Annotated in this window: 7 protein-coding genes; 4 read left to right on the plus strand and 3 right to left on the minus strand. The window is 51.1% G+C overall.

The features are described from left to right. Nucleotides 1–6 precede the first annotated feature (6 nt). From CX664_RS26530 to hisD, 3 genes are all read left to right on the plus strand, one after another. A complete protein-coding gene (locus CX664_RS26530) occupies nt 7–7,260 on the plus strand; it encodes a hypothetical protein (protein WP_219622224.1) in 7,254 nt (2,417 codons plus the stop codon). A gap of 448 nt (nt 7,261–7,708) precedes the next feature. Continuing rightward, on the plus strand, nt 7,709–8,365 hold the full coding sequence (hisG, locus tag CX664_RS17540) for an ATP phosphoribosyltransferase (protein ID WP_101747992.1): 657 nt from the start codon (nt 7,709–7,711) through the stop codon (nt 8,363–8,365). Beyond that, nucleotides 8,362–9,741 carry a histidinol dehydrogenase gene (gene hisD, locus CX664_RS17545; protein WP_244910686.1) on the plus strand — a complete coding sequence of 460 codons (1,380 nt, stop codon included), beginning with the start codon at nt 8,362–8,364 and terminating at the stop codon, nt 9,739–9,741. Before hisG ends, hisD begins: the two co-directional genes overlap by 4 nt. Before the next feature lie 169 nt (nt 9,742–9,910). Here hisD and CX664_RS28260 read toward each other — a convergent pair whose 3' ends face one another. The 3 genes from CX664_RS28260 to CX664_RS17560 all read right to left on the minus strand — a co-directional run bounded on the left by CX664_RS28260 (nt 9,911) and on the right by CX664_RS17560 (nt 19,626). Continuing rightward, on the minus strand, nt 9,911–10,132 hold the full coding sequence (locus tag CX664_RS28260) for an ankyrin repeat domain-containing protein (protein ID WP_101747993.1): 222 nt from the start codon (nt 10,130–10,132) through the stop codon (nt 9,911–9,913). 85 nt (nt 10,133–10,217) lie between these two features. Next, nucleotides 10,218–11,705, minus strand: a complete 1,488-nt coding sequence (locus CX664_RS17555) for an oligopeptide:H+ symporter (protein WP_101747994.1) — start codon at nt 11,703–11,705, stop codon at nt 10,218–10,220. Between the two features lie 574 nt (nt 11,706–12,279). Next, nucleotides 12,280–19,626 carry a hypothetical protein gene (locus tag CX664_RS17560; RefSeq protein ID WP_101747995.1) on the minus strand — a complete coding sequence of 2,449 codons (7,347 nt, stop codon included), beginning with the start codon at nt 19,624–19,626 and terminating at the stop codon, nt 12,280–12,282. A gap of 174 nt (nt 19,627–19,800) precedes the next feature. On the opposite strand from CX664_RS17560, the gene CX664_RS17565 reads away from it, so the two are divergent. Continuing rightward, nucleotides 19,801–20,838 (plus strand): CNNM domain-containing protein, encoded by a 1,038-nt coding sequence (locus tag CX664_RS17565; protein ID WP_101747996.1) that lies wholly within the window; start codon nt 19,801–19,803, stop codon nt 20,836–20,838. Nucleotides 20,839–21,325: the final 487 nt, after the last annotated feature.

Genomic DNA, 21,325 nt, shown 5'->3' on the forward strand with positions numbered 1-21,325 from the left:
TCGCTGGTGCAGACCCTGGCGACTCACGGGCTTGGCTGGTTATCAAACGTCGATCAGGCAACGGGGCAGCAGAACCTGGAAGTCGTAAAGGAGATTCTGGTTCGCCGTGGAAATACCCTGGTAGAACCACTGCTGACCGGCGTGACGGGCGAAGCAGCGATGCTCGGAAATCAGGCATCAGAATCCACCGAGCTCAGAAACGCCGTAATGCCGTTCGTACAGGACCAGGTTCAGAAAGGTCAGGTACTGGAACGGCTGGCCGCTTACGGAGTTGATGCGCTGGTAAACAGCGTCAGCAAGCATAAGGACGACCTTGCAGGAGATGTAAAAGTACTGACCCGGGCAAGCATGGACAAAGCCCTGCCGGAATTGGAACAGCTTCTCCATAGACGGTTGCAAGCCCTAAGTACTGCAATGGAAAGAGGGGCAGACGATAAGCACGGCGTTGTGGCTGACCTGCGCCAGGCGGCAAAAGCGCAGAAGCCAGAGGAAAAGCCCGGCAGCGGTAATAAGAAAACGATAGCGGACCATCAAAATCAGCAGGATCACTGGCATGATGCCCGTCAGGCCGTTGTAGAGCAGCTGGGTAATCTGGCTGATGAAACCATCGACCTGGTCATTAAACAGAGTGGCCAGTTGGAGGCGGTCAAGCCGATTCTGGCGGGCAGTATCCGTGAGGTTATGGATCTTGTCGTCAAAGAGGGGGCTCTGTTTGCCGCGAGGCAGAACGGTGAACAATGTGACGACGTAAATGCCTTAGAAGGCGGCACGGCACTGACCGGACAATTACCGGCGTTTCTGACCACAGCCACGGCTGAATTAATGGTTGAACTCCTGAGTGACCGGTTGCAATCCGGGGATTGGAAAACAGCAACTGTTACCGAGATCACTGCCGGGGAGGCAACCACGGACTCAGCCAAGATGATAGCCCGCGAAGTTGATGGAATGCTGGGCAAAGGGCTTGCCGATATGGTCAACGCGGTGGCCGATCAGGTGGAATCACTTCTGCAAAAACACCCATACATTACTGCCGAAGCGGTGCTTGGGGAATTGACCCGGCAAGGGATACACGACGGTGCTGCATGGGTAGGTGAGCTGGTGCACGGTCTGTTTGCCGGTGATGCCCGGCTCGTGTCCAGGGTAGTTGATAAGTTAACCGAACAGGCAGAGTCGCTGGTGCAGACCCTGGCGACTCACGGGCTTGGCTGGTTATCAACCGTCGATCAGGCAACGGGGCAGCAGAACCTGGAAGTCGTAAAGGAAATTCTGGTTCGCCGTGGAAATACCCTGGTAGAACCACTGCTGACCGGCGTGACGGGCGAGGCAGCGACGCTCGGAAACCAGGCATCAGAATCCACCGCACTCAGAAACGCCGTAATGCCGTTCGTACAGGACCAGGTTCAGAAAGGCCACGTACTGGAACGGCTGGCCGCTTACGGAGTTGATATGCTGGTAAACAGCGTCAGCAAGCATAAGGACGACCTTGCAGGAGATGTAAAAGTACTGACCCGGGCAAGCATGGACAAAGCCCTGCCGGAACTGGAACAGCTTCTCCATAGACGGTTGCAAGCCCTAAGTACTGCAATGGAAAGAGGGGCAGACGATAAGCACGGCGTTGTGGCTGACCTGCGCCAGGCGGCAAAAGCGCAGAAGCCAGAGGAAAAGCCCGGCAGCGGTAATAAGAAAACGACAGCGGACCATCAAAATCAGCAGGATCACTGGCATGATGCCCGTCAGGCCGTTGCAGATCAGTTGGGTAACCTGGCTGATGAAACCATCGACCTGGTCATTAAACAGAGTGGCCAGTTGGAGGCGGTCAAGCCGATTCTGGCGGGCAGTATCCGTGAGGTTATGGATCTTGTCGTCAAAGAGGGGGCTCTGTTTGCCGCGAGGCACAACGGTGAACAATGTGGCGACGTGAATGCCTTAGAGGGCGGCACGGCACTGACCGCACAATTACCGGCGTTTCTGACCACAGCCACGGTTGAATTAATGGTTGAACTGCTGAGTGACCGTTTGCAATCCGGAGACTGGAAAACAGCAGCTGTTACCGAGATCACCGCCGGGGAGGAAACGACAGACTCAGCCAGGATGATAGCCCGCGAAATAGACCGAATGCTGGGCGAAGGGCTGGCCGGCATGGTCAACGCGGTGGCCGATCAGGTGGAATCACTTCTGCAAAAACACCCATACACTACTGCCGAAGCGGTGCTTGGGGAATTGACCCGGCAAGGGATACACGACGGTGCTGCATGGGTAGGTGAGCTGGTGAACGGCCTGTTTGCCGGTGATGCCCGGGTTGTGTCCAGGGTAGTTGATAAGTTAACCGAACAGGCAGAGTCGCTGGTGCACAGCCTGGCGACTCACGGGCTTGGCTGGTTATCAAACGTCGATCAGGCAACGGGGCAACAGAACCTGGAAGTCGTAAAGGAGATTCTGGTTCGCCGTGGAAATACCCTGGTAGAACCACTGCTGACCGGCGTGACGGGCGAAGCAGCGGCACTCGGAAACCAGGCCTCAGAATCCACCGCGCTCAGAAACGCCGTAATGCCATTCGTACAGGACCAGGTCCAGAAAGGTCAGGTACTGGAACGGCTGGCCGCTTACGGAGTGGATGCGCTGGTAAACAGTATCAGCAAGCATAAAGACGACCTTGCAGGGGATGTAAAAGCACTGACCCGGGCAAGCATCGACAAAGCCGTACCGGAACTGGAAGGGCTCCTGCACACAAGGCTGCAAGCCCTGGCCGGCGCAATGAAAAAGGTGCCAGAGGATAAGCGTGACGTAGTGGCTGACTTGCGCCTGGCAGCGAAAGCACAGAAACCAGAGGAAAAGCCCGAAGGTGCTACTGTCACCAGTGTGAAGAAAACGACAACGAACCATCAAAATCAGCAGGACCACTGGCATGATGCCCGTCAGGCCGCAGCAGAGCAGGCCAGCGAAATGGTCGGTGATTTAATCAAGCTGACCATCGATGAAACAAAACAACTGGAAGTGGCCAGGTCAATTCTGTCTGACAGCTTTGGCAAGGTTATCAAGGTTGCCGTTCAAGAAGGTGCCGGGTTTGTTGCCAAACACCATGCCATGCTGTCTGGCAACCACCAGAGCAACGGTGTGGTGCTGTCCGGGGATAGCATCGCTAAACTGACCGGCGTCGTATCACCATTCCTTACGACAAACGTTGTCGAAAGTATCACTGAAAAGCTGTTGTCTGCTGCCTGGCAACAACAAACCGTGAGTGAAGTAAAGAAGGCAGCTGAACAAGCACTGGTCCCGGGCAGCCCGAATAAAGTGGATTTACCCGCTTCGGCACAGAAGCAACAAACTGTCCGGCAGGTAGCTTCGGGTCAACGTACGACTATTGGCACCGAAGTTGATGACATGCTGAAAACAGGCCTGGCCGAGATGCTGCACAGCGGTGCAGACCAGCTGGAAGCGATTCTGGAAGGTCTGCCTTACGACAGTGTGAAAGCAATGGCCAGTGACCTGGCATTGCAGGGGATCGCTGATGGCACCAGGTGGCTGGATATACTGGCAACCGGTCTGTTTGCTGATAATGAGGTGGTCGTCCCCAGGGTGATTGATGCCATTACCGAGCAGGCGGTGGTGACCCAGCAGGCGGTCATTGACGGTGTGCTTGGCTGGCTGGCTAAAGAAGATACCACGACAGAACAGCAGCCGAACCGGCAGAAATTGCTGGAAATTCTTGTGCGCAGATTGAATGGCCTGGTGGTACCGACAGTGACGGGTACTTCCAGCCTGGTCGCAGAGAGCGTACAGCAGACATCACAGTCCCGGGCTCTCAGGGATGCAGTGCTTCCTTTTCTGCAGAATCAACTTAACAGGGGGCAGGTACTGGAACAACTGGCCGGTTACGGTGTGGATCAACTGTCAGGCTGGATACGTCAGCATAGAACGGTGCTCAGGCACGATGTGGAAGTCCATGTTCGGGCAATGATGCAACAGGCGGCCCCGGAGCTGGAATCCATCCTGCATGATCGGCTGGCGACTCTGCGCTCTGCGGTGAACAGTAGTCAGCAGGATAAGGGTGATGTGGTCGCTACCCTGCGCAGGGCTGCTGAAACAATAGCACCTGCTCAAGGGGGGAACACCGCCACTGAGAAAGACGGCCACTCTCGTCAATCTCAAATGATGGATGACCTGATACCAGACCTGAGCAAGGGTATTATGGAAGTGATTACCCAGGGCACTGATATCATCCGTCGTAAGGCATGGGCAGACAATCTGCGTTTGAAATCCGGGAACGGTGCAGATCGTTCCAGAATGTCTATTTTCCCAATCGTTCTTCCCCATGTTCAGCGAATGGTTAAGGAAGCGGTGAGTGCCGGGACTGAATACGGTATCGGGACGCTTGCAGAACCGTCCGATGGCAATGCGGCTGGCATTACCGAAGCCGTCAACCTCCATGTGCAAAGTCTTACGGCTAACTATTTAGGCCAGGCGGTTGCCGATGCGATTGAGGGTATGGCTAATGCCGTTTATAACCATGCAGATGGCATCCAGAGCGCAATTGAGGCGCTTTTGAAGAATGTGAATGTTGGAGCTCCAGCACCAATGGACCTGGAGGCATTATTAATGCCGCATATTGATGGTGCTATTGATAAGGCCCTGAATCATGGCCAGGGTTTTATCCGGGAAAGCATGGAAAAATGGATCAAAGCCAATGCCCTGGCAGCAACACCGGAGCTGCATAAAGCCATTGATAAAATGTTAACGCATATGATGGCTAATGGGGGGGAATGGATTATCCGTCATCAACAAGGGGTTGAGTTAGAGGTTATCGAGCCAATAAAGAAGGCGATGGCCGAAACACTCAAGCAGGCTCAGGCGGATATTATTCAAAATATTGCTCTCTGGTTGAGTAACGACGCTAATTTACACCATTTCGTTGGAGTATTTACCGACCAGATTCGCACAACGGTTACCCGGGTTGTTGTCGATGCTGTGGCAAAGCAGGTTGCTGGAAAAGGGGGAGAGACAGAATGTCAACGTGCAGTTGATGATATGACGCCTTATCTGACCCCCATTATTGATCAGGTGTTGACCCGGGCTATGACTTACACGGGTAACTGGTTTTCTGGTTGGGTCCGGGATCATGGTGCCGACATCTCATCTCTGGTGAATCCCATGATTGATAAAACCGTGGATGAGGTTATGCCTTCCGTACGTCAGGCGGTTCAGGATAAAGCATTACTGCTGGCACGAAATAAAGCACAGGACATTGACTTCAATAAGCTGGCTGCAGAACTGGCGACAGCTTTTGCCCACCGCTTTGATCCGGGTAAGATTACCTCCGGCGTTCTGCAGGTTCAACCAAAAAGCTGTGTGGCCAGGGAACTCCCGAAAATTTTATGTTTCCTGATGCAGACGACGGAAACCTATGAGAGTTTGGGCGGAAATCTCAATGAACCGGTGAAGATTGACCGGGTCATCATTGATGGTCGGGTGTTTAAGAATATTCAGGCTTACCTGACGAAAATGAAGGATGGCTCTATTCAGATTCGCAAAATGGATCTGATATTCGAGAATGAAAATCAGGTTGATGTTGATATCGAAGTGACCGGAGTCTCCATTTCCTATCAATTACCGGAAAAAAGCCAGTTGTACAAAGCCGCTCTATTAGCAGCTGCCCCTGCGATGAGCCCTGCCGATTTAGCCAGGAGTCTGCTGGAGACATTTACACCAGATCATATTGATTTCAATGTTGATCAAATTACGGGTGAGTTTCACGACAATATTCTGGACGGCCCCGGAGAAGATATTCTCAGTTTTGGCCTTAGCAACCTGAAACTCTCTCTTAACATACATAAGTATGCTCCAAGACCTTACATCGATATCAGTGCCGGGCCGCAGGATGGACATCCAACCATTGAGTCAGTAAAAGTTAATCTGGCAGGCCATGGCCTGGTTGATCATGTCGAGGCGGATATTCACCTTGACCGACATCGCAATGGCTACGCTGATGTAACAACACTGCTGAAGCCCGACCGGTTGAGTCGTTTTGCCGGGTGGCTGATTGGCGGGCCTATTAAAGTCGATGCCAAAGTTGCTATCAACAATACCACAGGAACTCTGGATGATATTGAATCAATCCGTGTTCATGCCGGCCGTTTCGGTAAGGTATGCAAAGCCATGTTTAAAAATACGCTTAAGGCCTACAATCCCGGACTCACTTTGGCAGATGATGGCAAGGCGGTTATCAAGTTAAAGTTAACGCTATTCTCTGAAGAAAGGTCAAACCCGATTACCCGCTGGTTAGCCAAAACGGCCAATCGCATTCTGCAATTTTTCACCGTACCTGTTGAAATACCGATGTCGTTCAAAGGCGCTCCCTATACACCTGCCTTGGAAGGTGAAAGGGGAATTGGGTCATTTAATGCCCTGCGATTTATTAATGGCTTATTTAACCCCTGTCCTTTGTCCATACACAGCGATACCCATGAAGAGCTGCTGAGTGCCCTGCGGACGGTATCAATCGATGAAAATCCAAAATATCATCTTATCCTGCTTGGTAAGGTCATTGATCAGGTGGTCAAAGAATTCCGGCTGGGTAATGCTCCGTCACACTCCATTCTGGCCAGGAAGATTCCATTGGAAAGTCTGGTTTTGCTGGTGAATCGTGTGAAGGGAAATGCAACTGGACCGGAGGATCTGTCCCGTCTGTTATTCCTGGTTGCCAACCTGGTGGAAGCGCTTCCGGAAAGAGCGGTGCAACTGGTGAACAGATCTGGAGTTACCCCTGAATCAGCGGGACAGCCCTACCTGTTGCATCTGATCTCTACCACACCCACCAGCTCCTGGCTGGCTAAGCCGGAGGATGGCAAAGTGCTGGAGCCGATTTACCAGAGTTATCAATTCCAGCGCTTGCAGGAATTCTGGCAGAACAGTCAGAGTAATCCTGATGGCAGTATCTACAGTCCCGGTACTGAAAAACAGCCCGAACAAAAGTTTACTGAAGAGGTGGTAGGTACGGTACGTCAGCTGGTCGGTGACATAGATATGCCTGATGACATCAGGTTGATGATGGCCCGGGACTTTGATTTTGCCAATAAGATGTTCGGAACAGGGGTTCCTGTAAAGCAGGATTTGCCGGTCAATTCCCGGGCAAATCCGTTGCCGCACTCTTTCCAGGGTGTATTGCCAGTTGGTCGTATAAAAGAGATGGATAGGTCAAAACGTCGGCTTAATGCTCCGGCAGGCCCGAAGCTTTCGGAGGGCTTTCCGGCCCTGGGAGGCTGACCGAGTAGATAAATAGCGAGTATGCTTTCAGGAAGAGCTGGCCCATGTAAACAACACATGCCAGCTTTGTATTAGTGCCTTTCTACGTACCTTTCCCTATATCTATGTTATTATCCAGACCAGTGATAAGTAGTTAACCAAATGAAATCGTATTTTCTGACTAAGTGGGCAGTCACTCCCGGCAACTGCTCCTGCGTTGCTCTAGCTCCTGCATCCATGCAGTCGTGCGGCGTTACAACTACGGTCACATAGCTACGGCTATGCTCCCTACGTTGTGCCTTGCATAGTAACTGCCCACTTAGTCAGAAAATACGATTCCATTTGGCCAACTACTTACTCTCTGGAAAAAGAGTAGCTGTAAATAACAATTCATTAATTCTTCACTGTGCAGTTCTTCTACCTCCACCATTTTAACAACGTATGATAAGTAAGGAAGCCTGAGAGAAGTATGTCGAGCCAGATCACTATAGCGCTGTCCAAGGGGCGCATCCTGAAAGAGACTCTCCCTCTGTTGAAAACTGCGGGTATTGAGCCTGCGGAGGATCCGGATAAAAGTCGCAAACTGGTGATTGGTACCACGCATCCCCATGTAAACCTGCTGATTGTCCGCGCCAGCGATGTGCCAACCTATGTTGAGTACGGTGCCGCCGATATGGGCGTTGCTGGCAAGGATGTGCTGATGGAACACGGCTCCTCTGAGTTATATGAACCGCTGGATTTGAACATTGCCCGGTGCAAATTGATGACTGCGGGGAAGGTTGGCGCAGCACCATCCTCTGGCCGACTTAAGGTGGCGACGAAATTTGTCAATATTGCCAAGCAGTACTACGCCTCTCAGGGGATCCAGGCGGATATCATTAAACTCTATGGTTCCATGGAACTGGCTCCGCTGGTTGGCCTGGCGGATATCATTATTGATGTGGTGGATACCGGGAACACCCTGCGGGCCAATGGCCTGGAGCCTCAGGAACTGATTGCTGAAATCAGTTCCAGAATGGTGGTCAACAGGGCATCCATGAAAGTGAAGTACAAGATGATTGGTCAGTTACTGGATCAACTGTCCAGAACCATTGCAGAAACCGATGCAGTTGAGGAACCAGCATGACGTCGGAAGTCGTAACCCCGGTTCAGCTGGATTTCAGCAGTCCGGCGTTTTCAGCCCAGCTTGATGCCCTGTTGGCCTGGGAGTCTGTTTCAAACGACAGTGTCCAGCAGCAGGTGAAAGAAATTATTGCTCAGGTGCGCAGCCAGAAAGATCAGGCTGTGATGGCCTGCACCTGTCGTTTTGATCGACGTCAGGTCTCCAGTATGGATGAGCTGACTCTCGATGCTGAGCGCTTGCAGTTGGCGCTCAACAGCATTCAGCCTGAGCAGCGGGCAGCGTTGGAAACCGCTGCAAAGCGGATTCGTGACTACCATCAGCATCAACAGCAAAGCTCCTGGAATTACCGCGAGAGCGACGGCACATTGCTTGGCCAGCAGGTGACCCCGATGGATCGAGTGGGACTTTACGTGCCCGGTGGCCGTGCATCCTATCCTTCATCGGTACTAATGAATGCCATACCAGCCTCGGTTGCCGGAGTGCCTGAGGTGGTGATGGTGGTTCCCGCACCAGATGGTGAGCTGAATGAACTGGTACTGGCGGCGGCCGCTGTTGCCGGGGTCAGTCGTGTATTTACCATCGGTGGTGCCCAGGCGGTGGCGGCACTGGCCTATGGCACGGAAACGATCCCGAAGGTGGATAAGATTGTCGGTCCTGGCAATATTTATGTCGCTACCGCCAAGCGGGAAGTGTTTGGTCAGGTGGGTATCGATATGATTGCCGGCCCGTCAGAAATACTGGTGGTTTGTGATGGCCACAGTAACCCCGACTGGATCGCCATGGACCTGTTCTCCCAGGCGGAACACGATGAAGATGCCCAGGCAATTCTGATCTCACCGGACCGGGCTTTTCTGGCGCAGGTGCAGGAGAGTATGAATCGACTGCTGCCAACCATGGACCGGCAGGATATTATCGCAGCGTCGCTTAATAAGCGCGGTGCCCTGATTGCCGTACCTGACCTGGCGGCGGCCTGTGAACTGATAAATCGCATCGCACCGGAACACCTTGAACTGTCGGTTGAAGAACCCGAAAACTGGCTGCCAGAGATACGCCATGCCGGTGCTATTTTTATGGGCCGATATACGGCAGAAGCCCTGGGTGATTACTGTGCAGGCCCGAACCATGTATTGCCCACATCAGGAACCGCACGCTTCTCTTCACCTTTGGGGGTGTATGACTTCCAGAAACGCTCTTCAGTTATTCAGTGTTCTGCTGAAGGCGCGTCGGAAATGGGGAAAGTGGCGTCTGTGCTGGCCAGGGGGGAATCGCTGACGGCACACGCACGTTCCGCAGAGTATCGTATTAACCACGAGTCTATTCTCGGTCAGCCTCCTACTGACGATTCACGTGTCGGAATCTCACCGACAGACCAAAGTTAAAACGGGCGCGCCGTGTCGAAAACAACACCGCTCTCTCCCTCACGCAGCCCTGCCGTCGTCGACAAGGCCAGTGGATGCTTCGATCGCTTTGGTCGCTCTGCAAGAGCCGTTTTTCTCCAGGTGGAACTGTTTTTTAAACAGGACTTTGGAGCCAAAGCAGATAGCCGGGTCATTGTTTTCCAACCTCTGCCGTATCTGCACTTTTGGCAATCAGAGCATCAATGGCTTCCAGCTGGCCTTCTTCGGCTGCATAGTGGAGGGGCGTAAGTTTAGTCCTTATATTCCTGGGGCCATTATGCTTTGGGCAGTTAAAGACAGAACCACTGTGGTGAGCGTGACGGAAAAGACGCAGCTTGACTGCGTCAGGTGTGAGATCAGGAGATGAGCACAAGTAAGCTGATACCTCTCGAAATGTGGTTCGATGGCATCAAACTGGAAGTTTGTGCTGCTCCATGATGAGTTCAGGGGATAACCAGTTATTGCCTGAGCGGTGTCTGGGACGCAGAAGTCAGCTCTTCTTCAGACCGATCGGCACTGTCCAGCATCTTGCGAATAACAAAAGAAGACACCTGGGCAATAATCACCATCACCACCGCGGCAGCTGTCAGCATGGCAAAGTAGTCACCGTAAACACCCTGAACAAACTGCTGGGTGATTTCCTGTCCTTTCTCCATGGCAATACTGCCGGAGATCACCGCACCGATGATGCCAGACAGAGCCATGGCAATGTAGAACAGGGACACGGAGAAACCTTCGATCTTCTTAGGTGTTACCGAAAGAATAAAGGCAACCACCAGAGAACCTACAATCACTTCACCAAAGGCCAGGAAACCGTGAATAACCAGGAATACATCCGGGCTGATGATAACATCGGTATCAATGCCTTTAACCGCCATGGTCAGAATACCAAACGCAATAGTCACCAGTACGAAAGAGATGGATACTTTGCTGGCAGTAGACAGGTTAATACCACGCTTCTCAAGAGCCGTGAAACTCGCGGTAATGACTGGACCTGCAACAATACACCACAGAGGGTTCATCGCCATGGATGCTTCTGGAGCCAGAGGGATAAAGCCAAGCAGTTCACCACGCATGGTATTGATAGTCACCATGGTCATGGAAGTCATCATCTGGCCGTAGTACACAAAGAATGCAGTCGCCAGAAATGCCATGATCAGGATGGTACCCATTTTCAGAGCATCCGACCGACTGGCTTTGAACATCAGGGAGATGAAATACAGCAGTGCGGTACCACCAATGGCGTAGACAACGTACTTCCCGGTTTCCATGTCGGAGAACATGAAGAACACCATACCCAACATGGCAACAGACAGCGCCAGGAAGATCACCATGTTCATAGTGCTCAATGGCTGCTTGTCGATATCTTCACCAATCTCGACCAGTGGCTTGTGGAAAATAACCAGCATGGCAACCGCCAGAGCAGCCATGATAGAAGAGAGCGCAAAACCACCTTTAAAGCCGATAACCAGCACCAGCATTGGGTACAGATATTGACCCAGCAGGGCACCTATATTGTTAACCGAGTAGTTAATCGGGTAGCAGTTTTCAAAGTCTTCCTGAGATTTGAAAGTACGTTTATAAAGGCTTGGGTAAGAGGGAGACATCAGGCCCCGGGCATAACTGGCCAGAGCAATCCCCAGCAGAGCCATTGGAGCATTGGTGATGGAAGCACCAAATGCCAGCAGTGCGTAACCTGCTGCGAATGCCATGTAAGCCAGCGTCAGTGAGCGTTTGGCTCCCAGAAATTGGTCAGCAATGAAACCACCGGCAATGGCAAAAAGAGGGCCAATGGAAGAGAAGGCACCAACGATCAGCATGGTGTCTGCTTCGCTGTATTGCAGCTCTTCAAGGAAGAAACGGGTCAAAATGACCATTACGCCATAAAAAGATAAGCCAAACATCATTTGGCAGAACATCATCGACTTGTTCAGTTTATTCCACATAGAAACTCTCTTTATAATGTGTGCATTCAGACGAGGGGAGCGACCTTCCCATTCCCTATCACTCCAAAAACGTTGAACTGAATTACCAACACACAAAATAATTTTCTATGCACTTTCGTAGTATTAGAGTTTCTACCAATCAAAAGCAAAAGAAGTACAAGAAAAACCCACTAAAAGCCTGAAAAACCACACTTATAAACCAAAAAACGAAATCGATTTCACAAAATAAAGGTAAATATAAGCAATTGAAGGGACGCAAGACTATAGCTGGTCGATGGCTGGCACTTAGGGTAGACATTAAGCGTCTACTCCCCTCTTCGGGAAGTTAAAGATGGAACCACGAAGGACACGAAGAGCACAAAGAAGAGATTTTCTTTTCCTTCGTGCTCTTCGTGTCCTTCGTGGTTCCATTCAAAAGCCATTGAAAATGGAGGGGTAAGCTTAATGTCCACCCTAAGATGGCTGACAAGCATTGCACAAAGAGTCCATGGGTTGGTGGTTCAAACACAGGACAGCAGTCACTTAAATGGATAGATGCTTAAAGTCTACTGAAAGAAGCTGAACAGCGCCCACTTCAGCTTTGGACCCCCAGGCTTTCGATATATTCATCATAAATCTTCTGCACATCTTCTGACCTGATAACCACCAGATCCTCGCTATCCATCATTTTTTTGATTCTGGTGTTTTCCAACATTTCAGCATTGTCCTTCTGTTTCGCGACAAACTCAGAGATGTATTGATCACGGTAGTACTTATCTGGGACAAAGAACTTATCATAGTTGAGTAGCAGATTTTTAACGTCAACCGTGCTTGTTGGTTTAACCACATGGAACGGTCTGAAACTGAGATTCTCTCTTCCGGCCAGACCAATGCTCATGGGTGCCTTCAAAGATTGGGCACGCTTGTAAAGATAGTGGGCAAAACGGGTTTGAGTCTCTTCCGGCTGGTTGCGGGTATCGATAAAGCCATTGGTCATCAGGAAGAGAGGCTTACCCACCTGGGACTGGCTTGAGGTCACTTTTCTGTAGGCAGGGATCCCATGGAGAAGACGACTGATATCGGGTATTCCATCTTCTGGCTGATCAGTCCACTGCTCAATTTTGGCAGAAGCGCCCAACAACGTTTCAAAGGTTTCCGAGCACCCGGTGGGCAGGGTGTCTTCATCTATCTCCGTCACCATCTCGTTGAGCTGTTGGGTATAACGCCTCGAGAAAGAGAAAGGGAGTTCATTGTTCTTCCAGAGATCATACCAATTTTCAATATTCTGGTTGGCAAGCATTCCCAACGATGGGACATTGGCTTCGATCCAACGCCACTGTTTGAGATTTAGAAAGAGATTAAATGAATAGTCTACTCTGGGTTTAAACCACTTTTTTTGGACAATAAAAGCCGCCAAAACAGAACACCATCCGCTACTGGTCACTTTTTTTTCAATGCAGTGCTTCAAGTGCTTAGTCAGTACCGATTCGAGGAAACCCCACATTTTCATCGGAGGATGGTAACGAGACGGTGCATCAAGTTGATTTTGAGCATATTCAATATGTTCCAAAACCTGCCTGCAGTCATCTGAACCCGACTCTGCCATTTGATTCAAACCAGCCAATAGTGACTCTTCCACCTGCCTTTGTTCTTCAACGAAGGAGCTGTCATATTGTTTGCAGGTTGACAAGCGCTCACATCCCTGGCTAAAGCCTTCCAGATTGGCTTTTTTGAAATGCCCTATTACCCCGGGGGCTAAAGCAGTAAGGGAATACCTGTCAGTCTCCCGTTCTGCGAAATCATGAACATCAATTTTTGGAAAGTAAGGGTTGTGGCCATGAATATCCTCTTCCGAATAAGCACCGCCCAAATCATAGGTTTCCCAATCATGGCCATTCCAGACTTCTGCCCAGACATGGATCTCACTTTTAACAATACGGCAGGTGATACCAAAATATTGCATAATAAATTTGAAAACAGGTGCACGGTGCCTGCAAGCGCCAACAGCCTCAGAGAGCAGAATCTGTGCCAAATCATCTTTGATCTTAAGGTGACTTTGATTGTCAAACTGACGACAATATTCCGCTGCTGCGGCAATTCGCCCCTGATCATCCGTTGCGTTGATAATATCCAGTACCAACTGCTGCTTATTGGTCAGCATTATGGGGGCTTGTGCAGCTGCCCGCACCGTATTGAACAGGACATCAACGCGATGCCTGACCGGTTCCGGACAATGGTTGCCCTGTGGAGAGATCAGGTCATCACGCTGATTACGATCATGGGGTTTGAACAGTTCTGCCGGGAGGCAACAGCATTTGTTTTTTTTCTGAGTCTCTACTGGTTGAGAATCATGCACTTTACTGACATTGGCTTTTTCAAGCAGACCAGCGTCACCGCATTTTTTGCTCAGTTTATAGTGGACATGAATACTGCAGTTGATGATTAAACCTGAAAACCGAATCCAGTGCTGGCCAGTATAGTTATCCAGGAATACCTGGTGAGCCCGCACCGGCTCCGTTCGAAGTTCCGTTATCTCCTCCCTGGGTTGCCTGCCGGGCAGAGGAAACAATTTATGGCCTGGTCCGACCTTGATCGTGTGACACCCATAAGCTTCCCACGGATACAGTTGAACTGTCGTATTTGCAGCCATTGCCTCAGGAAAGACCCTGATTAAATCGCTCTTTCCGGGTGTCCATTCCTTCGTGTAAATATTGCCTTCACCGGTCACTTTATAACGAATGAAATCTAACCGATAATCCCTGATGTCCTGACCGTAGAATGTTCTTTCCCTCCTTACAGGCTCGGATTGAGACCCACAACATCCAATGACCGTTCTGGTTTCTATGGATTGGTAGCCATTCCCACCATCTCTCCAACCCACACGTTGCCGGGGCTGCTCTCTAACAATAGACGTCACATTCCCGTCAAGTTTCTCGCCAGCTGTTCGACGCAAGTAAGGCAAACACCGTGCAATGGCAAGAGCGGGAAGACAGCAAACCACCGCAACCGGCAGACAGGCAGGCTTCAGATAAGCCTCCCAGACTGAAACTGGCCTGTCGATGTCCACTTGCAGGTCACCGTGCAATAAGCGTTCCCAGATCTCTCTTTCTGAAAAAATGTGTCGGAACCCATCCAGGTACATCAGAGCATCCATGTGCCCAGCTGAAACCTGCAACTCGGCAGGACCAGCCTTCCAGCCGCTCAGCTTAAATACCTCCGAAGGGAGAACGTCGCTGTCTTTTATGCGTGCACGAAACCACTGTCGCTGCTGCATAACATAGAGCGCCTTGCTTTGATTATCACCACCGACTCCCAGATCATCCGGCAGGTCGGTCTCGTGCCGCCATAACCACTGGGCAGTCCGCTTGATAATTTCTGCCCTGGCATCGCTATCCGACAGCTTCTCATCAATAACGAGTTCCCGTGTCTGCGTGACACCAAAACCACCGGATGTTGAGCGCTGGATAAATAATGGTCTGTCCAGGTCGGGAATGGTTTGAAAAAGCCAACGGCATAACCCGTGATCGTAACGATGACCATCTACCGTTGTTGGTTGCTTTGGCATTGAATCCCGAAGGAAACCAGCAACCTCCTCTTTGGCGATTTTTCCGGCTGCCATATAGAGGAAGTAATGCTGACAGAATAATGCCGTTAAATCCGATTGAGGCGTGACTGCTGCCGCGAGCTTTTGCAGATCACGGCAAACCGGGAACAGCGCCTGCCCGGATTTTTTTAACCGTTGGTAAACGTAACAATGCAGGGCGGCAATATGCTCAGCGGTTTGATCCGGGTTTTCCGGGGGTAATAATTGCCGGGCAATCCTGCGCAGCTCCTGCTCATTGTAATCATCGATTCTGATAATCCGGAAACGATCATTCAGTGCCGGTGAAAATGCGCTGCGCCCGCTGTATTCCGGTGGGTTGGTGGTGGCAAAAAGGTGGAAGCCGGGTGTGCAAGGCTCGGTCAGTACATCATTGAGTTCACCTTCAAGGTCGGCACTGCTGATCATGTTCAACTCTGAAACCACCAGAACCGACCCTTCCTGCTGGGCTTCCCTGATGGCTTGTTTCAGTTCAGCCCAGTCACAGTCTCCGGCATTGAAGTAACGGACATTGGTGGGCCTGCCCGTTTCATCACAGGCATCCCACATATCCAGCAGCAACTTCAAGGTTGCGTCCTTGCCTCTGCCGGCCGGGCCTTCAACCAGTGTCGCCCTGCGCCCTGAATGGCGAACGCCACTTTCATGCTCAAGACGGAGACGATCAAGATCCTGGGCCAGCGTCTGCATTAATGATTTAACGGACTGTGATGATGTATCAAATTCAGGTTTTGCCCGGTTAACGTAGCAACAGAATGTGTCGTAAAGCTGATCAAGACGCAGGCCGTATCCTGTCACGGTGGTTGGCAGTTTGTGGGCCTTATAGCGGTGCTCAAACCACAGCTTTAAAATCTGGTAAGACGCCTGAGTCTGATCAGTCAAAGAGTGAGCGATGACACTGTCAAATCCGTTCCAGACCATATCATCGAGCTGGGTTTGCGTGACACGCTTGCCGCTGTAATGGAACTGACAGGCCATCCAGCCACAGACGTCGGTGAGATCCCGGGGGCTGAAGACCCGGTCCGGCAGCAGCAGTTTCAGTTGCCTTTGCAGCTCCATCACCGTGTCGGCAGTCTGCCGGGCCGCAGTGTCATCAAGCCCTTTTAAAGAGGCCCCATAAAATAGCCTGTTCAGTGTCGGCAAGACCACCTGTTCTTTCAGGAACTCCCGGCTTAAAGCGGGATAGTGAACCCTTATACCCCGATCCTGCAGGATCGTTTGCTCACTGCGTCCGGAGTAGGCACCGGGATTACAGGTGAACACAACCCGGTGTTGAGGTGAAATGTCCACTCTTTCGGAACCACAGAAGATATGGGGATTTGCCGACCAGATACCGGCCAGCACGTTATCCAGAAGGTTGGCGGCAAGATTTGCTTCATCCACCACCAGGGTCACCATCGCACCGGGGCCGGGCTCTGTTCTGGCCCATTTCAGGATAATTCCCGCCTGCTCTGTCATCCCACGGTCATCACCCTGATGTTGCCAGACCCACCGTTTGAGGAGATGGCTCTCTTCTGCGCTGGGGCCAATCGTCAGGGTAAACGTGGGGCCTGACAATTTTGCCGCCTGATGGGCGAGATAGCTTTTGCCCGTACCGGTGGTGCCCTCAAGGGTGATCAATTTATTGCCACGGATTCGTCGTTTGAGTCGGGCCAGTCTCCTGAGTCCCCTGCTGTGCTGGGATATGCGTTTTGAGAGTATTTGCTCCAGCACTGACGGATCATCATCACTGATATTAATAAATTGCCGTTCCAGCAGGCTGCGGATCATATTTCGCTGCTGGTTTGCGGAGGCATTTTGCTGGATTCTCAGAATCCGGGTGGAGAGGTTGTCCAGTCGCGTCTGAACCGGAGTACTCTGTTGCTTCCGAAAGTCCCAGCCGGCGTACAGGGCATTGTTCAGAATCCGGGTAATGACGGATGAGCGGCAGGTCGCCTCAGGCAGTGTATTTAAGAGTTCATCATCACACCCAAGTCTTTTTTTCAGCGTTCGCTGGTAAACTCTGGGGGCGTGGCGACATAGCAGCGCAATCAGTGTTTTCCTGTGGCCTGGCTGGTTATAATCAAGCGCCATTGGCTCGGGGTGTGAGAAAAATCCCTCGCCGAACAGTTCAACCAGCTCCCATCCGTTGCTGGTAATATAGGCACTGTTGATCAGGTGACCATCCCCAAGAACCGCGGTCAGTTTATCAATATCCACCCAATAGCCATTCGAGTCGGGCCATATTTGTCGGGTAATTGACTTTGCGAACGCTCTGACTTGTTTTTCTTTTCTGGCGACATGTGTCACCAATGTTGCAACGGCTTTGCGGTAGTGGACAGGAAGCGCTTCGGTGCCGCCCTCCTCCGCGACGATGGCATTGGCTTCATTGAGTACCGATTGCACCAGGGCATCCGACAACGCTGGCCAATTAATCGTGGCAAACCTTTCCGGCAGCGTCCTTAAAGCACTGTGCAGTTTTTCCAGTCCCTCTTTCAGCGCGTTCCAGGCTTGGGAGTGTTCAGGAACCGGCGGCGTCACGGCCACTTCCCGGGCAATTGCACTGTGCCATACCAGCGATTCCGTTCTGACACCTTCAGGCCATACCAGGTAAATTCTGGAATCCGCCGGTATCGGCTCTTTACTGCCGTTGACAAAGAAGTGGCCCGGTTTCAACAGCAGGGTTTCCAGTTCAAGCTGCAACCTGGGGTTTTGCTCCAGGCCACACAAGATAACCGGTTTCTTTGACTGCAAAGCCTTCATCAAGCCGGACCAGCGGAATCCGTATTGATATCTGGCTTCAGAGGCTATATGTGGGTTATTAACCAGTTGTGTCAGGGTCGTTTCAGGATTGACACGGACAATCTCAGCCTCCGGGTGCCTGTTGAACAGATCATTCACCAGGGCTTCGTGATCCTCACTGCGCTGGATCCGGATCATTTGCTCAAATGTTTCACCCGCCAATTGTGGCGAACTGTCAGGCCTGGCAGGAAAAAAAGACTCTGGTTGTCTGGTTTCGAGCAAGGTCAGCGGAACTTTCGTTTCTTTTGCTTCCATCAGCGTTGTGAGCCGATGGAGTAATTGTGTCCACTGCGCCTCCTGCAATGAAGAGGTCACCACTATTGACCCTCCTGCCTGAATGGCTTCTTTCAGAGGATGGTGCTTGCAACTCTCTCCTTTGTCGTTAATCCCCACTGTGCTCAGCCAGCTTTTAACATTGGCGGAATTGATGGGGATGAGTGGACCGTCAGGGATATTGGCTACCAGCCTGATACTGCCAAGGAGCCGCGACCTGTCTTCCCCCCCGGATTGTCTGACCCGGAAGAACATCTCTTCCGGCAGTGACAGTTTTTCTCCCTGTGCTTCGATTTCCCGGGTGATTTTTATATTACGCAGCGCCTGGGTAAATGCCGGATCCCCTTCGGGGGTATCGGTTATCCACAGTTTTTTAGGTGCCTCTCTCTCAATGGCTCCGGCCTCCCAGCCGAAGCCATGATCGGCCTTAACACCGTAGCTCCCGAACAGTGTTTGCCGCCAGGGAACACTGCCATGACACAAATTAATGGAGACCTTTTCATGTTCATGGGCCGGGTTATTGTCATCCGGGGCGCAGGGAGGGATATCAAGAATAGAACGGTGTGCTTCAGGAACGCTGGTGAGGGATGCCAGCTTTTTCTGATAATCCCAGGTATTGTCTACCCGGTTTATGCGCCGACAGGTATCGGCGCCCAATGAAAAGGTATTACCGGTATGAAGCTGCTTTTTTTGCACCAGAACCAGTATCTCAACATGACTGCCTAATCTGATTTTATTTAACGCAGGGTTTTCCGGGTCAAGCAGGTCATTGAGTGCCACGGTATCGCTGGGGTGCATCTTCTGCAAATCAACCACCAGCCGGATCGGGCGACTGTTGTCAAATAACTTGCCGGGGGAACGCTGGCATTTGCCACCACCTTCCAGATGAATACGCTGGCGCAAGTTGTCCCTGGACAAATCTTCAAAACTTTGTATCAGGTGAATCTCAGCACCGGCCTCGCCATTTTGTGCACGTTGATACTCGAAGGTAGACAGCCTGTCCAACAGTGCATCTACGTCATCATCAGGCGGCATGATGACACAGTCAAACTTCACCGGGTTGGCGGTATCTGCTCTCTTTTTTTCCGTTGCGGCAATATCAAAACTATGAATTGGTCGTCTTTCACTCCCTGGGACACTGGAAGATGTATCATCTTCCGGTGACATCTGAAGAATTGGAGTGTATTTATCAGATAACTCTTCACTTGATGATGGATTGCCAACAGCCGGAGGACTGGAGGGAAAGATTCCACCAGGGAATAAACTGGAAATTCTTTCGAAAGCATTCATATCCGTAAGTCTTCCCCAGTCAGGAGTTGGCCAAATGATCCACACAGTTCATACTGACCAAAATTTCGCAAGAATGTTCCGTAGCTTTACAATGTAATATTCGAAAATTTCTATCGCCAAAGATTAAATTCTCAGGCTAGAATAGCATTCCCTTGATTACCTTTGGAGCCATGCGTGGTTACGCTTGTTGCGTATGTTGTCATCGCTATTGCGGTGTCCTTTATTTGTTCGGTGTTTGAAGCCGTCCTACTCAGTATCTCCCCGGCCTATGTAGTTAGCCTTGAGCAGAAAAACAGCAAATGGGCAAAGATTGTCCGTGAGCTGCACGATCATATTGATCGACCTCTGGCCGCTATCCTCACCCTGAATACCATTGCTCATACCATTGGTGCGGCAAGTGCGGGTGCCCAGGCGGCGAAAGTCTTTGGTGATGCCTCTGTTGGTGTTTTTTCCGCCGTGCTGACCTTACTGATCCTGGTATTGTCTGAAATTATTCCAAAAACCATTGGAGCATCCTGGTGGCAATCCCTGGTTCCGGTCATGGCCGTTGGTGTGCGCTTTATGGTTAAGCTGCTACTGCCCATTATCTGGATCACCGAGTTACTGACCAGCAAGCTGAGCCCGAAGGACAAAACGAACCCTTATCTGCGTGATGAAATTCAGGCGATGGCCGACCTTGGCTTTCAGGTTGGTGCATTGCAGGGTGTCGAGTCTGAGCTAATGAAAAACATGCTGAAGTTTCGTGATCTCCAGATTGTGGAAATCATGACGCCTCGCTCAGTGCTGTTTTCATTACCGGAATCTACCACCACTGACGTTTATATGAAGGAGTTCACCGGTTCCAGCTTCTCGCGTATTCCTGTGTACGGTGAAGACCCGGATGATATCAACGGCTTTGTCATGAGAAATGACATTCTGCTTTCCCATCTTCGGGAAGGCGGCAGTACCAGACTGGAAAGCCTGAAACGTCCGATTATTGCCGTACTGGAAAAGGAGCCACTGCCAAAACTGATGGCAACGTTCCTGGAAAAACGCAGCCATATCGCCATGGTGGTCACCGAATATGGCGATATCCGAGGTATCGTGACACTGGAAGACATGATTGAAACACTGCTTGGCCGCGAAATCGTCGATGAAAGTGACGAAGTGGTGGATATGCAGCTGGCAGCAAAAACCAAGTGGGCGCATCGCCTGACGGCAACCGCTTCCTGACAGCCTTCTTCCATAAAGCGGGCAGTTCATAATTTATGAACAAATACCTGAAACTGATCATGCTGTCGGTGGGCTTGGGACGAACGGAGCTTGGGCGTCATTGATAGAGAGAACCCATCAAATACATTGGAACCGTTTGACCGTGCATTATTTCAATGTGTTTGATGTGTACAATCTCCGTTCACCCTGAGCGGAGTCGAAGGGTGATTGGCACAGTCTTTATTCAGGGCATGGAGCTTACGCCCTTCGACTCCGCTCAGGACGAACGGAGTTTGGGCGTCACTGATAGAGAAAACCCATCAAATACATTGGAATTGTGTAACCGTGCATTATTTCAATGTGTTTGATGTGTCCAATCTCCGTTCACCCTGAGCGGAGTCGAAGGGTGATTGGCACAGTCTTTATTCAGGGCATGGAGCTTACGCCCTTCGACTCCGCTCAGGACGAACGGAGTTTGGGCGTCATTGATCGAGAGAACCCATCAAAT

The organism is Endozoicomonas acroporae (assembly GCF_002864045.1).
In the GTDB taxonomy this organism is placed as follows: Bacteria; Pseudomonadota; Gammaproteobacteria; order Pseudomonadales; family Endozoicomonadaceae; genus Endozoicomonas; species Endozoicomonas acroporae.

Excerpts from the sequence above, each read along its gene's own strand:
- hisG (WP_101747992.1), top strand. The coding sequence starts at position 7,709 with ATGTCGAGCCAGATCACTATAGCGCTGTCCAAGGGGCGCATCCTGAAA.
- hisD (WP_244910686.1), top strand. The coding sequence starts at position 8,362 with ATGACGTCGGAAGTCGTAACCCCGGTTCAGCTGGATTTCAGCAGTCCG.
- CX664_RS17555 (WP_101747994.1), bottom strand. The coding sequence starts at position 11,705 with ATGTGGAATAAACTGAACAAGTCGATGATGTTCTGCCAAATGATGTTT.
- CX664_RS17560 (WP_101747995.1), bottom strand. The coding sequence starts at position 19,626 with ATGAATGCTTTCGAAAGAATTTCCAGTTTATTCCCTGGTGGAATCTTT.